At 32.1% G+C, this 14251-nt stretch carries 14 protein-coding genes; 7 read left to right on the forward strand and 7 right to left on the reverse strand.

Annotation, left to right across the window (positions count from 1 at the left end; all coding sequences use genetic code 11):
- Positions 1-4: 4 nt before the first annotated feature.
- Positions 5-1891 (forward strand): 3-deoxy-7-phosphoheptulonate synthase, encoded by a 1887-nt coding sequence (gene aroF, locus EW093_RS08970; RefSeq protein WP_149568068.1) that lies wholly within the window; start codon positions 5-7, stop codon positions 1889-1891.
- Here the strand turns inward: aroF and EW093_RS08975 are convergent.
- Positions 1857-3272 carry a TP0584 family protein gene (locus EW093_RS08975; RefSeq protein WP_149568069.1) on the reverse strand — a complete coding sequence of 472 codons (1416 nt, stop codon included), beginning with the start codon at positions 3270-3272 and terminating at the stop codon, positions 1857-1859. The two genes, aroF and EW093_RS08975, sit on opposite strands and share 35 nt — an antisense overlap.
- A gap of 45 nt (positions 3273-3317) precedes the next feature.
- On the opposite strand from EW093_RS08975, the gene EW093_RS08980 reads away from it, so the two are divergent.
- The 6 genes from EW093_RS08980 to EW093_RS09005 are packed head-to-tail and all read left to right on the forward strand — an operon-like array spanning position 3318 to position 9451.
- Positions 3318-3947, forward strand: a complete 630-nt coding sequence (locus tag EW093_RS08980) for a hypothetical protein (protein ID WP_149568070.1) — start codon at positions 3318-3320, stop codon at positions 3945-3947.
- A 39-nt stretch (positions 3948-3986) separates the two neighbouring features.
- Positions 3987-5483: a hypothetical protein gene (locus EW093_RS08985; protein ID WP_149568071.1), complete on the forward strand. Its 1497-nt coding sequence runs from the start codon at positions 3987-3989 to the stop codon at positions 5481-5483.
- Positions 5483-7048, forward strand: a complete 1566-nt coding sequence (locus EW093_RS08990) for a hypothetical protein (protein ID WP_149568072.1) — start codon at positions 5483-5485, stop codon at positions 7046-7048. The genes EW093_RS08985 and EW093_RS08990 overlap by 1 nt, the downstream gene beginning before the upstream one ends.
- Positions 7049-7078: 30 nt before the next feature.
- Positions 7079-7279 (forward strand): hypothetical protein, encoded by a 201-nt coding sequence (locus EW093_RS08995; protein ID WP_149568073.1) that lies wholly within the window; start codon positions 7079-7081, stop codon positions 7277-7279.
- 9 nt (positions 7280-7288) lie between these two features.
- A complete protein-coding gene (locus tag EW093_RS09000) occupies positions 7289-9217 on the forward strand; it encodes an AMP-dependent synthetase/ligase (RefSeq protein ID WP_149568074.1) in 1929 nt (642 codons plus the stop codon).
- Entirely contained in the window at positions 9218-9451 is a 234-nt protein-coding gene (locus EW093_RS09005; protein WP_149568075.1) for a hypothetical protein, read from the forward strand.
- Here EW093_RS09005 and EW093_RS09010 read toward each other — a convergent pair.
- From EW093_RS09010 to EW093_RS09035, 6 genes are read right to left on the reverse strand one after another with little or no spacing between them, the layout of a single operon-like run.
- Positions 9441-10913: an NAD(P)H-hydrate dehydratase gene (locus EW093_RS09010; protein WP_149568076.1), complete on the reverse strand. Its 1473-nt coding sequence runs from the start codon at positions 10911-10913 to the stop codon at positions 9441-9443. The genes EW093_RS09005 and EW093_RS09010 overlap by 11 nt on opposite strands.
- Positions 10901-11134, reverse strand: coding sequence for a hypothetical protein (locus EW093_RS09015; RefSeq protein ID WP_149568077.1), 234 nt, complete (start codon positions 11132-11134; stop codon positions 10901-10903). Before EW093_RS09015 ends, EW093_RS09010 begins: the two co-directional genes overlap by 13 nt.
- A complete protein-coding gene (locus EW093_RS09020; RefSeq protein WP_187759654.1) occupies positions 11101-11535 on the reverse strand; it encodes an NlpC/P60 family protein in 435 nt (144 codons plus the stop codon). Before EW093_RS09020 ends, EW093_RS09015 begins: the two co-directional genes overlap by 34 nt.
- Positions 11507-11959, reverse strand: coding sequence for an FxsA family protein (locus tag EW093_RS09025; RefSeq protein ID WP_149568079.1), 453 nt, complete (start codon positions 11957-11959; stop codon positions 11507-11509). Before EW093_RS09025 ends, EW093_RS09020 begins: the two co-directional genes overlap by 29 nt.
- 42 nt (positions 11960-12001) lie before the next feature.
- On the reverse strand, positions 12002-12754 hold the full coding sequence (locus EW093_RS09030) for an RsmE family RNA methyltransferase (protein WP_149568080.1): 753 nt from the start codon (positions 12752-12754) through the stop codon (positions 12002-12004).
- Complete coding sequence (locus EW093_RS09035) at positions 12751-14193, reverse strand: S41 family peptidase (RefSeq protein ID WP_149568081.1); 1443 nt, start codon at positions 14191-14193, stop codon at positions 12751-12753. Before EW093_RS09035 ends, EW093_RS09030 begins: the two co-directional genes overlap by 4 nt.
- Between the last annotated feature and the right edge of the window lie 58 nt (positions 14194-14251).

Raw genomic sequence — 14251 nt, forward strand, 5'->3', positions numbered from 1 at the left:
TTTTATGATTATAGTATTAAAGAGAAATATAACTGAAAAAGATAAAAATAATATTATAGACTTTCTACAAAGTCGTAGCTTTAGGGTTAAGGAGATTGTAGGAGAAGAAGAGTCTATTCTAGGAGCCGTTGGTCATAATGGTCTAGACCCAAGACAACTTGAGTTAATGGGTGGAGTTGCAAAGGTTATTCCAATTTCTAAACCATATAAGTTAGCTTCCCGTGAGTTTAAAAAAAGTGATACAATTTTCAATGTAGGACCTGTTACTGTTGGAGGTAATAGAGTTACTGTTATTGCCGGCCCCTGTGCCGTAGAATCAAAAGAACAGATAATAGAGTCTGCTTATGCTGTAAAAAAAGCCGGAGCAGTTATGCTCCGTGGTGGAGCTTTTAAACCAAGAACCTCCCCTTACTCATTTCAAGGACTTCAGGAGAAGGGTTGTCAATATTTAAAAGAGGCTAGTGAGTTAACCGGTCTTCCTGTTGTTACTGAAATAGTAGCTCCTGGAGATGCGGATATGATGAAGGATTATGTAGACGTATTCCAAATCGGTGCTAGAAATATGCAGAACTTTGAGTTATTAAAAACTGTAGGACGTATTGGAAAACCTGTAGTTCTTAAAAGAGGAATGTCTGCAACTATTGAAGAGTGGTTAATGGCTGCTGAATACCTTATGTCAGAGGGTAATGACAATATTATTTTGTGTGAAAGAGGTATTAGAACCTATGAGAATTTTACTAGAAATACTTTAGATATATCAGCGGTACCAATAATTCAACAACTATCCCATCTACCTGTTATTGTTGACCCATCCCATGCCACAGGGCTTAGAGACAAGGTCTCTCCAATGGCTCTAGCAGCTATAGCAGCAGGTGCAAATGGCTTGGTTGTAGAAGTACACCCAGACCCGGATAAAGCCCTCTCTGATGGACCTCAGTCCCTTTATCCTGAGCAATTTGAGAAATTAATGTGCGATATAAAAGAGTTAGCCCCTGTTATGGATAAGGAGTTAACAACACTACCTAAGGAGAAGTCTGTTATAGAACTATCAGAAAGAACAGAGAGTCATATAGGTGCAGCATTTCAAGGTGTAAGAGGTGCTTATAGTGAGATGGCAGTATATAATTATTATGGAAAGGATGTAGGTTTTCCATTACCTCAAAAAAGTTTTAAAGATGTATTTAACTCTGTTTTAGATGGTTCTGCTGATAGTGGTTTGATTCCTCTAGAAAATTCATTAGCAGGTTCAATAAATGAAAATTATGACTTATTAAAAAACTATTCTGATCTTTGTATTACTGGAGAGGTAAAAGTTAGAGTTAGTCATGCATTAATTGGAACTATAGACTCTGAAATTTCGGATATTAAGGAGGTTTACTCCCACCCTCAAGCCCTTGCTCAATCCAGTGTCTTTATTGAAAAAAATAAGATGACACCTATATCCTACTATGATACTGCAGGTGCGGTAAAAGATATTTCCGAGAAAAGCGATAAGACAAAGGGTGCCATTGCAAGTAGTGTTTCAGCTGAAATATATGGAATGAAAATATTAAAAGAAGGTATTGAAACCCACCCTGGAAACTATACAAGGTTTGCAGTTATTCAGCGTAGGGATAGAGCGGTAGATGTTGATTGGAATAAGGCTTCGATGGTTTTTAATATTAAAGATGAACAAGGAGCTCTATCAAAATATCTATCAATATTTAACAAATACAACTTGAATATGACAAAAATAGAGTCTAGACCTGTCCATGGTAAACCTTGGAGTTACACTTTTTACATTGATGTAACTTTTGATGGAGATAAAGAGATTTTCAATCAAATAGAGAGAGAGTTATCAAATCAGGCTGATGACTTTAGGTTGTTAGGTTTATATCAGGCTTGTAAGTAGTCTTTTCTAGGTCATCTATTATTTTTTTATATTCAAAATAGCTGGCCTGGGATTTATCTATAGATGATAAAAAGACCTTTAATTCTATCTGTATTCCTTTGGAATCTTTTAAATTATTTTTAAAAAAGTTATCTAACATTAATAAGTTTTTATACGTGAATCGGCTTTTTGATAAGAGTTTATGAAGTTTCTTAGATACCTCATCTTCTCCCTCTGCAATAAGGGAGGAATAACAGTCATCAATATTTTCCTTTAGGTCAGAGAGTTGTTTATTTAAAATTTTAGTTTTAGAAATAAATTTCTCAAATTCTAAGCTCTTCTCTTTCTGCTCTCCTTCCACAGTTTTTACTAAATATGTTGTATTTCTTGGGCTACCTAAAAGAGTATATTTTAGGTAATCAATTATCTTTTCGATAAATGAGTAGGTCTCTTCTCTTAGACCTATACTATTTACCCACATTTTTTCAATTATAGAGTTTGTTTGTGTTGATATGTTCATAAGTTCATGTAATGACTTTTCTAATATATCAATGGGTTTTTCATTTGTAATACTCTTCTTTTTCTTAGTGTTATCCTTAGATTCTACATCTATCTCTTCTAATTTAGTTAAGATCTCTTTACGTACATTAAGTCCATTTTCTGTGAAGTCCTCTTGTAAAACCTCTCCTATAAGCTCTATATATATTGGTTGTCCTAGCTCATGGATTTTCATTCTTATCATATCATGAGCCTTTTTTATATCTTTACCTTGTAGCTCAGGTGGTAACTTTAGGTTGGTAAGAACATTTTCTCTAATCCATAACTTATACTTTTCCCTTATATATAGACTTATTGGTTCAAGCATTTTAATTAAATCTTTACCATATCTTTCAATATCAGTTAATGAAGATTTTATTGAAGAGAGTATATACTGCTGACCACGGTCTTTTTTATAGTAAAATAGTACTTTGTTTAGTGCCTCAGTATTAGTTTCAATAGGTTGAGGATCAAATAGTCTATTCCAGTCTAAGAAATGAACCAAATTAATAATTTTGTTAATAACAGTTGGGTTGAGATTTTCTAACGAAATAATATTCTTTACTTTTATATAAGTTAAAATGGAGTTGTAGTGTGTAAGCCTTATGGAAATAGTATATCCCTCTTCATTGTATGGAACTTCAGATGAGTCTGGCGGATTTAAACTTTTAAGATTATATTCATCACCATAGGGATCTTGGGTAATTATTTTTTCTGAACATAGAGTGGAGAAGAAGGTATGAAAACTACTATAAAACTTATTAAAGGAACCTAAAGCCTTTATAATTCTCTTATCTTTTATTATATCTAACTGATCTTCAAGAAGTTTATTTAACTTTTTTAGCTCTTCTTCACTGTATTTCATAACTTAATTTTGATTGATAAAAAATAATATGTCTATAGTTCTATTGTGAAAAATATTTATTACGTAATTTGGGGGATCTTCTTTTTATGTTCCTGTGAGCTATACGATAGTTCTTTTAGTGTTGAGGTTAGTGGTTTGAAGCCGGGTACCTTAGTAATCTCCAGTTTTAACTATTATAGTGAATACACCATTTCTTCTAATGAGAATGTAATTGTAAAACTTAAAAAGGGATATCTCTATTATATAACTCTATATGAGAATTTTTATGGATCTATAAGCCGATATCCTATTGGAAATATTGTTAACTCTGGAGATGAGTATATTACTCTATCCCCCCACCTAGGGATTCTAACTCGGAGTTGTAACGCACTGTATAAAAAAAATATAGATCTAGAGAGGATTATAAAGCTTAGGGATGAGCTCTGCCTGGATATAGACCCTTGGAGATATGATTTTATAGATATTAGTAGTTATCTTTTAGGGGATATCTCCTTTAGTTCCATTGGTAAGTGTAAATTTATCGTGCTACCAGAATTAAGTTACCTTAATAGTTATGTTATGGAAAACCGATTGCATTGTAGATGGTATAAATCTATTCAGATGTTTTACGCCATAAAAGAGGGTAAAAAAATATATTTAGAAGTGTATGAAGATGGGACATATTCTATTTTTTAAGGGGTTAACTACTCTCTAATTAGAGTCGATAGTATATATATGTTAAATTTGAAGGCTGACTTAAATCCTTATTTCAGAGAGCTATCAGAAACTCAATTAGAAAGAATTCTAGAAATAACAAAGGAATATAACTGTAAAAATGGTGATTTAGTCTATCTTCAAGGAGAGTTTTGCCAAAATCTTATTATTGTTAATAGTGGTAGTTTCTTATACAGAAAAAAAGATCAAGATGTTGTTATTGAGGAAGGAGTACTCCTTGAGGGACAGTTCTATGACTTTGAATCTATATTAGTCAATTCAGTAACATCCTGCTCATTGGAAGCTATTTCTGAAGCTTCGCTATTAGTTATAGATATATTAGGGTTAAAAAGATTAAGCCGTAAGAAGCCTATTATCCCGTCGCTAATAAAACTTCAGTTACCTGAAAAAGAAGCAGAAATCTGGACAGATACAGTATTAAAAAGAGAAAAAGTTAAAAAAGAGTTGCATTATAAAATTAGTAGAAGCTTTTTATGGGTTTTGAAAAAAGTCTTACCCTATGCTGTTGCTATTGGGTTATTGATTTTATTAAGCTCATTTTTTATAAAAGATCCCAGTTTTAAGAAAGTATATACAATCTATTTTATATGTTGTCTGTTGGGAACAGCACTCTACTATTTAAATTCTAAACTTATTTTTATTGAACTAGATAGAACTATAGTCTCTAAAAAGAGTTTCAATATCTTTAATGTGACAAAGGAGCATATCTCAATACCTATAGAAAAAATTGAAGCTGTAAGATCTATTTATACAAGTAGATTAAGTCGAATATTAAATATTGGGGATATCTCAATTGATTCACCTGTTGAGAAGCTCTACCTAAAGGGCGTATACAATCCAAATAAAATTGTTGATGATCTAAATAAATATAGAAATCACAGGGTAAATATTGATAAGGCCATAGATTTGTCGTCATTTAAATATCTTCTCTGTAAACAAAACAGTAAGTTTATAATTGAAAACCAGATAGAGAGGGATGAACACCAGATATTTGCATTTAGAAAAAGCATTATTTTCTTTTTAATTAGGTCAATCCCTTCCCTGTTTGTTTTTATATCCTCTACTATGTTTTTATATCTATTATTTGAAAAAGCTGTTATTTTATACTTAAATTTACCAGTTTTATTTGTAGTTTTATGGAATTTTATAGATTGGAGTAATGATAAATATGCCTTTGAAGGTGATAAGATTATTGATATCGAAAAAAAACCCTTTTTAGGAAAAGAAAAGAGAATCGAGGCGGATATTAAATCTATTCAGAGTATAAAAAAAGAGCAGAAAAATATTTTTCAAGTTCTATTTAATTATGGAGATATAGAGATCTCTACAATAAGTGGTAAGATAACCTACCCTTCAATAACAAATCCAGATAGGGTAATAGACAATCTATACCTTATAAAACAGTACTACTACTCTAAAGAAGAGAGTAAAAATAAACTTTTAAGACAGGAAGAGTTTTTAAACTACACAAAATATTATCAGGAGTTAAATAAATAATGAGAAGATCTATTAGCTTAATAATTTTATATCTACTAACCAGTTCACTTTTTGGAGAAGACCTTTTTTATAGAAAAATAGCAATTGATGAGAAGTATAATCTAATTGGAAGATATGAAGTGTCAGAAGAGAAGTCAAAGGTAATTAACTGTTACAAATTTGAAAAAAGCGGAGATAGGGTTGTTTCTATTGAGTTTTTAAGGAGTGGTAACTCAATAAGTGATCCATTTTTTGGCGTTACTAAAATCAATATTTTTTATGAAGATTTTTATACAAAATGGGAATTCACAGATGGAAAGGGTGGTAGAGTTAGTAATGATGACTCAGTATTTAGCTATAGAATAAAGTACAATGAAGGTGGAAAGCCTATTTCAGTCTTTTTTTATGATCACTTAAATCAACTTATTAGAGGTGTTAATAGAATTGCTGGAATACATTTTAATTATATTGGTCGAATTAGACAGGAGTATGCATTTAATCAAAAAGGGAAACAGGTTCCTTTTTATGATGGAGTGTATGGAAAAGAGACAGAGTTTGATAACTTAGGCAGAGTATCATCTGTTAAATATATTAATGAATTTGGTAATGAAGTAAATTGTTATAAAGATAAGTACTCTTTAGTTAAATATCTGTACGATGAAAATAACAACATAGTAGAAGAACAGTATTATGACCTTAAAGGGTTGTTAACAAGTAATAATATGGGGGTCTCAATTGTTAAGAAGTATTGGGATGAAAATGGAAATTTAATAGAAATTCAAAGGCTTACTCCTAAAAGGACCCTAATCCTTGGAGGAGAACAGAGTGCAGTCATTATGTGGGACTACGATAGTAAGGGAAATAAAATAAGAGAGGCCCACTTTGACTCGAATCTTGAACCTGTAATGGACCTAATGAATGTTTCAATATATGAGTGGACTCATTATGAACAAGGGAATGAATTAGAGCAGAGGAATTATGATATAAATGGAGAATTAACTCTAGATGAGGATGGATTTGCTTCCTATAGATGGATCTATGATGATAGGGGAAATATTCTACAGGCAATGTATTATGATGAAGAGGATAATCTTAAGGCTAATCCTTGGGGAATTGCAAAGTATAACTGGACGTACGATGATATTGGACGTAAAATTGAGGTAGTTCACTATGGTAGTTATGAAAATATAAAACCTAATGAGAATGGGGTATCTATTGTAAAATATTATTATGATGATAACGGTAATTTATCAATGAAAAGAAATCTTGATAATAAAATGAACTTAGTGAATGACAAAAATGGAATCTCTCAGTATATTTATAATTATAATAGTGATAATGTGTTAATTGAAATTCGACAGCTAGGTAGATTTGATCAATTAAAAGCAGACCTGGACTATGTTGCTATATATCAGCGTAAATATGACTCTATGGGAAACCTTATAGAAGAGAGATATTTGGGAATTGATGAAAAGCTTGTTGAAAACAGAGAGGGCACAGCTCTTTTAAGGCAGAGGTTTTTAAGAGATGGATCTCAAGTCGAATTTAAAAAATATAATAGAAATAGACTTATAATTGTAGAATAATTATAAGTAGCTAGATAGTGAGGGTGTTATATGGATCAATGTGAATTTTTAGATATTTGTAGTTTTGCCAAAGATGGAAATGATACGGAGCTTAAGGCTTCCTATTGTGATAGTAATCCTTTAAGATGTGCAAGGTTTATGGTTTATCAAAGTTTAGGAGCCGAAAAAGTTCCAGAAGACCTAATGCCTGACCAAAAAACAGATGCATATGGAATAATTGCAGAAAATTAAGGATAAGAAGTGTATAAAAATTTAGTTCAAATACCTCTAGAAATAGAGAAAAAATATCCTAATAGAGTTTCTCATAGATATAGAGCTGGGAAAACATTTGTTGATAAAACATATAGCGAGTATATTCATGATATTGAACTATTAACACTAGGATTTTTATCAATAGGCATCAAAGAGATGGATCATGTATCTTTTTTTGTTAATAATAGATATGAGTGGTCGGTAACTGATTTTGCTCTACAGAGTTTAAGGGCTATTTCTGTCCCTAGGGGATCTGATACATCTCCTAAAGAGGCTTCGTTTATATATGACCATTCAGACTCTAAGTATGTAATTTTTGAAACTATTGAGCAACTTCTAGACTCTAAGGATTTAGTCTCTAAATCGGACAAAACTTTTGTTGTAGAGAGTGGGGAACTTCCTGTAGAGTTTAAAGAGAAAGTTGTATTTTATAAAGAGTTATTTGATTTAGGAGCTAGTCGGTTAAAGGAGGACGGAACTCTTTTTAAGGAACTTTTAAGTAAGATTGAACTTAATGATGTTGTCTCTATTATTTACACCTCTGGAACTACTGGTAACCCTAAGGGTGTTATTTTAACTCAAAATCAGTTTATAGAAAATGTATATATGACTGCCCCAAGAATGGAGATTGATGAGAGGGTTGGAGAGGTAACTGTTACTGTTTTACCTGCATGGCATGCATTTGAAAGAACCTTTGAGTACTCTGGGATGAGTTGTGGTTTATCCTTTGTATACTCCTCCTTAAAGTATTTTTCATCGGATATTGTTAGGGAAAAACCTCATATTTTAGCCTCCGTACCAAGAATTTGGGACTCTATCTATACAAAAATGAATGTTTTTATGAAGTCTCAGCCTAAGTTTAGGAGAAAAATATTTTATACCCTTGTCAATTTAAACTATAACTACAAAAAGAGTTTTTCATATTTTAGAAAGAGTTACCTTCGATTCGAGAAAGAGAACTTTTTTAAAAGAACATTTATCTGTTGCTTAAGTCTTTTTAGAATAGTCTTCCTGTTTCCTATACATCTGATAGCCGAAAAGTTATTTACTAGTGTTAGGGAGAAAATAGGAGGTCGTTTACGATGTGCAATCTCCGGAGGAGGCTCTCTTCCAGTGGCAATTGATCGCTTTCTTGCCTCTGTCGGGATTAATGTTTTAAATGCTTATGGGATGACAGAGTGTTCGCCTGGTATAGCGAGTAGAACAATTAAGAGAAATACTCTCGGTTCTGTTGGTTCTCCATTTATTAATACTCAAATTAAAATTTTAGATGATAATATGGAACATGTTAAGAAGGGTGAAAAAGGAACTCTATATATAAAGGGTCCCCAGGTAATGTCTGGGTACTATAAAAACGAAGAGGCAACCAAAGAGATTCTCTCTAAGGACGGTTGGCTTTGTACTGGAGACCTTGCCCGGGAGACACTTTATGGGGACATTGTATTAGTTGGAAGAAGTAAGGATACTATTGTTCTTTTAGGTGGAGAAAATATTGATCCATTAACTATAGAAGATAAAATACAAGAGAGTGAGATGGTTGATCATGTAATGTTACTTGGTCAGGATAAAAAAGGTCTAACAGCTTTTATAGCCCTTAATGATGATGCACTAGCTAACTTTGCAAATGATGTAAAAGTTAAAATCTCAGATATATTCTCCTTTCTTCATAATGATAAGGAACCTACAGAAGAGTATAAAATCTTGGAGAAAAAAATTAAGGATGAGTTAGATAAAAAGATTACTAAGGAATCTGGCTTTAAACCATTTGAAAAGATAACTAATGTTATACTTGTAAAGAATACTTTTAAAATAGGGCAAGAACTCACACAGACATTAAAAATAAAGAGAAAACAGATAGAGAAAACCTATCACTCTATAATTTCAAAATTTATGGATGATCATAACGACAAAAAATAGATGTTTAAAGATTGGATAGATAAACAACAACAGGATATACAACTAATATTTTTTAATAAGCTATCTCATTTTTTATCCAATAATGAGATAGTTTCAGTTATGAACCAAGTTGCAGATGGAGTAGATATAGCTGATGCCCATATAAAAATGGGGTTAATAGAAAAATATAGAGTTGAAATATTTAAATTACGTCAGTGGATAACAGATAAGTATCCAAATAGGGTTATAGATTAGTATCTAAATGGCTATTTATTACTTCTGGTATAAAACTTAATAAACTATTTGCTGTAACTCCAAAATCACCAATTTGTTCTTTTGCATATTGCCCTACTTTCCCATGGATATATACAGCACTTTTAACTGCAGATAGAGGGTCTGTATATCCACATAGTCCTGCTATAATTCCACACAGTATATCTCCACTTCCAGCAGTTGCAAGTGAATTAGAAGACTCTGTATTAATATATACATCTTTTTGAGGTGTAGTTATTACCGAGTAGACACCCTTTAATACAACTATGGCGTTAGATATAGTTGATAGTTCTAATGCAGACTCAATTCTACTATTTTCAACTTCATCTAATGTTTTTCCTAATAGCCTAGACATCTCTTTGGGATGGGGGGTTAAGATTAAGCTACTTTGGATATTTTTTATCCTTTTCATACTGTCTGCTAATATAGTAAGGCCGTCCCCATCTATTATTAAGTTTTTAGTCTCAATTTTAATGATTTTTTTAAGAAGACTTTTTGATCTATAATTAACTCCTAAACCGGGTCCAAAAACAGTACACGAGGAGGATTTAACAGAATCAATAATATCTGACTCATTAATATAAACTAACTCTGGAGCTATGGAAGAAATTGCTTCCTTTATACTAGGGGGACTAGATAACATAGAGTAGCCACATCCAGATAGTAGTGCAGCTTTACTTACAAAGTATGGAGCCCCAAAGTAGTTCTCAGATCCAGAAATATTTATAACTTTACCATAGGAACTCTTATGGATATCTGTTTTTCTTGGTTTAATTTTTATAGGTTTATTTACCCTAGGTGCAGATAACTTATTAAATAGGGCTGGAGGTAATGAAAGTGACTCAATTATAATCTCTCCGCAAAAATTTGCTCCTGGAAATAGATAGAGGCCAATTTTTGGTGCTATAAAAGTAACTGTTATATCTGAATTTATACACTGCTCACCCATTATCTTTCCGTTGAAACCATTTATTCCAGAAGGGATATCAAGGCTTATTACCGGGTTTTGTAAGCTGTTTATAGATGATATTATGCCTTGAATATCATCAGCTATAACTCTATTTAGTCCAACACCAAAAATTGCATCGACTATAAGTGTTTTATCCCCTTTGATATCTATCTTATTTTCTAAAAGACCTAGTTTTTCTGCTGCTTGGAAATTCCTCTTTGATGCGCCGTTATACTTACTACTATCTATAATATCTATGTATACTTTGTATCCATTATTGGAGAGTATTCTTCCTAAAGCTAGTCCATCCCCTCCATTGTTTCCAGGGCCACAATAAATAATAACACTAAACCCCTTAAACCTTTCAACTATTATATTATAAACACTTAAAGCCGCACTCTCCATTAATATCTCTTCTGTTAGAAAATAGCTATCTACCGCCTCTTTTTCAACTGTTTTAATTTGGTTAGGACTTAATATTCTTATAGTTTCCATGCTATTCCAAAGGAGTCAAATAACTCTGCCGCAGTTTTTTTATACTTATTATCATAACGCATATAGTTATTTGTAGGTCTTTTTTCATGGGGTTTATATAGATTCATAGTCTCTCTTCTTATATCCCCAAGGTAGGTATTATTATGTACATAATCAATACTTCCGCTCTTCTTATCTACAGATACAACTATGCCAATATGGGAGAGGGGGTTGTTCCCCATGATCCATAAGTATTACTCCAAAAAATTAAATCTCCCTCATTTGGAAGTTTGTTTTTATGTAATAGTCCCTTTTTTTTAAGTAGGGAGTGAATTCTTTTTACTCCATTACCTGTTTCAGAGGATGTCTCTTTTAATAAATCTACACCAGCAGCCCAAAATATCCCGTTAATTAATCCAGAGCAGTCGTTATTAAACTCCTTACTCTTAAAGGTTAGGGTATCGTTGTATGAGAGATCGCAGGCATCTAGAGCAGCAGAAACAAGGAGTTTTTGTCTTTTAGATAGATTGTTGACAGTACCTCTTTCTACCTCTTCTACTGACTGTATAGTTATACAGGAAGATATAAAAAATATTGAGACAAAAGTTATTAGTTTAGTTGTTATAGATTTCCTTATACTCATACACCCCATGCCAATCTAATTTTAAACCTTTAGAGATTTTTCGTCCAATAAAAAGGCGTAAATGTGGTATACAAATTATAAAAAAACCGAGAGTACTACTAATAATTCCTGGAAAAATAATAAAAATAGCAGCAAAAAATAGAGTAGTTATATGATAAAATTCACCTTCTGGAAAAGTACCAACTGCGTGTTTTTTCTCCATAAAAATAATCTGCTTGCCAATTAACTTAATAGTAATTATAACTCCAAAAAGGGATAACAAACAGATAAATGCTAAATAAAGGATATTCCCAAACATCCCTCCAAAGAAAAAGAGAGCTATAAAGTCAAATACTGTAGTTAATGATAGAAAGAGTATTGTATATATATATTTTGAAATTTTTTCTCTATTTAAGAGTTTTAATAAAAATTCTGTACTAAACATTTTATTAAATTATCAGATTTTCCTATTATCAGCAATAACTAATTATTTTAATGTCCACTCATCTTGCTCATTTAGTATCATTTGAACAGCTCCTAGGGAGAATGTTGTTGCTGTTTCTGCTCTTAATATATTTTTTCCTAATAATACAGGTGAAAAATTATAGGAGTCTAATAGATCCACTTCTCTTTTGGACAAACCTCCCTCGGGACCAATAACAAGAACTATTGTTTTTTCACTACTGTGTAATAACTGATGAAGTGCTCTGTTTTTTAAAGGAACTTGATGAAAGTATAATCCTGTGTGTGGCATACTTAGTCCATCTAAAGCCTCTTTTAGGGTTTTTAAGTCATCAAGAATTGTAATATTGTTAGTTCCACTCTGTTGTGAAGCCTCTTTTACGATTTTATTCCATCGTTCCTTCTTCTTTTTTCTATCTCCAGCCTCTTTAAAAGTTGGAATACTATGATCTGCCATAATTGGAACAACTATAGATACCCCAGTCTCCACTGCTTGTCTAATCATTAAGTCTATTTTCTTACCTTTAGGTATAGATTGAAATAAAATAATTTTCCTATTATCACCTGTGTCATTTAATATTTTTGAAAGCTTTAAAATACAGCGATTATCCTCTATTTTGACTAGTTTTCCCTGGTATCTATTATTATCTATATCTAGAAGATTTAGAGAGTAACCTATCTCCTTCCTTTGAACATGTAGAAGGTAGTGGCTGTCCTCTTTTGGTAGGGTGTAAATTTCCTCACCAGAATAATCTTTAGGAAGTATTAACTGTTTCATATTTTATTTAATTCCTCTACAGCCTTAATTAAAACCTCATCGTTTTGGATATCATACACCGGTGGATTATCCATTAACCTTTGAGCTCTACTTCTTATCTCATTAACTAGGAAATCCTTTGGTAGTTTATATCCCTTACTTACTATATCTTCAACTAATTTAACTATCATCTCCTCACTAATCTCACTATTTTCAAATAAGTAGTTCCCAATGATTCTTTCATTTAATAGTTCAATGTAGGATATGGTTTCGTCATCTGTTAAGTCAGAAATACTCTTCTCATCAACTTGTATATCTGGTTCAATTCCCAGTTTATCTATCGTTACACCATTAGGAGAGTAGAATCTTGCTACAGTTAACTTAAACCCTCCATCGGCAAAATATCTCATCTGCTGAACAGAACCTTTACCAAACGATTTATTACCAATAACTATACCTCTATCTCTATCTTTTATGACTCCTGTTAGAATCTCGGAAGCTGAAGCTGAACCGTTATTGATTAAAATTGCTATTGGAAGGTTTTTATCAATTATGGTACCTTTTGAAGCTAAAAACTGACTGTTTTCCTCTGTAATTCTTGATTTTGTAGAGACAATTAAACCATCATCAAAAATATAGTCTGCTATATCAACAACAGAGTTAAGAAGACCTCCAGGATTATTCCTTACATCAATAATTAAGCCTGATATATTTTTTTTATTAAAATCCATAAAAACATCTTTTATCTGCGTTGCAGTATGGTGGGAGAATTGAGAGATTTTTACATATCCTAAATCCTCTATTAAACCACTTTTTACCGTTGGAATTTCAATAATCGCTCTTTTTATAGTTACATCAAAATTTACAACTCGGTTTCTTAGTATAGATATTGTCACCTCTGTTCCAGGTTTTCCCCTTAATCTATCTAAAACATCATCAGATGTTAGATCTATTGTGGATTCTCCTTCGATGGCTGTTATATAATCCCCAGACTTAATTCCCATCTTATATGCTGGAGTACCCTGAATAGGAGAGATAATTTTAACATAGGGTAACTCCTTACTCTTTGTATCACTCTCAAGTCCTACAACTTGTTTCTGTATGTGAATTCCTAAACCACCAAACTCACCCTCTGTAGTATCTGTTAAGTCTAATAGTTGGGACTTTGTTAAGTAGGTCGAATGGGGGTCACCTAGACTGTTAAACAGCCCTGTCATTGCTCCATCAAAAAGTTTGTCTGGAGAGACCTCATCCACATAATTCCCTAATACATATTGGAAAACACTTTGAAACATCGCCGCATATTCACTTGAGGTAAGTTGGGAATCTGTTAAAACTTCATCTGCTTGATTCTCATTCTCTTTATTTGATATTGAAAACAGAGGTGTAATATATATAAACACCATAATAAATGAAAACAATATTGTTAAAATAATTATATTCTTTTTTTTATTGAACATGTTTTGTATCCTTTAATATAATAATTGAAATTGAGAGGGATCTTGTCAATTACTATTA

Origin of the sequence: Thiospirochaeta perfilievii, from assembly GCF_008329945.1 — a bacterium.
GTDB classification, from domain to species: Bacteria; Spirochaetota; Spirochaetia; order DSM-2461; family DSM-2461; genus Thiospirochaeta; species Thiospirochaeta perfilievii.

Bases quoted from the DNA above. Each gene is read 5' to 3' on its own strand.
- EW093_RS09015 (WP_149568077.1), bottom strand. From the start codon at position 11,134: ATGGGGAACAACCCCCTCTCCCATATTGGCATAGTTGTATCTGTAGAT.
- EW093_RS09005 (WP_149568075.1), top strand. From the start codon at position 9,218: ATGTTTAAAGATTGGATAGATAAACAACAACAGGATATACAACTAATA.
- EW093_RS08995 (WP_149568073.1), top strand. From the start codon at position 7,079: ATGGATCAATGTGAATTTTTAGATATTTGTAGTTTTGCCAAAGATGGA.
- EW093_RS08975 (WP_149568069.1), bottom strand. From the start codon at position 3,272: ATGAAATACAGTGAAGAAGAGCTAAAAAAGTTAAATAAACTTCTTGAA.
- EW093_RS09025 (WP_149568079.1), bottom strand. From the start codon at position 11,959: ATGTTTAGTACAGAATTTTTATTAAAACTCTTAAATAGAGAAAAAATT.
- EW093_RS09010 (WP_149568076.1), bottom strand. From the start codon at position 10,913: ATGGAAACTATAAGAATATTAAGTCCTAACCAAATTAAAACAGTTGAA.
- EW093_RS09030 (WP_149568080.1), bottom strand. From the start codon at position 12,754: ATGAAACAGTTAATACTTCCTAAAGATTATTCTGGTGAGGAAATTTAC.
- EW093_RS09035 (WP_149568081.1), bottom strand. From the start codon at position 14,193: ATGTTCAATAAAAAAAAGAATATAATTATTTTAACAATATTGTTTTCA.
- aroF (WP_149568068.1), top strand. From the start codon at position 5: ATGATTATAGTATTAAAGAGAAATATAACTGAAAAAGATAAAAATAAT.
- EW093_RS09020 (WP_187759654.1), bottom strand. From the start codon at position 11,535: ATGAGTATAAGGAAATCTATAACAACTAAACTAATAACTTTTGTCTCA.
- EW093_RS08990 (WP_149568072.1), top strand. From the start codon at position 5,483: ATGAGAAGATCTATTAGCTTAATAATTTTATATCTACTAACCAGTTCA.
- EW093_RS08985 (WP_149568071.1), top strand. From the start codon at position 3,987: ATGTTAAATTTGAAGGCTGACTTAAATCCTTATTTCAGAGAGCTATCA.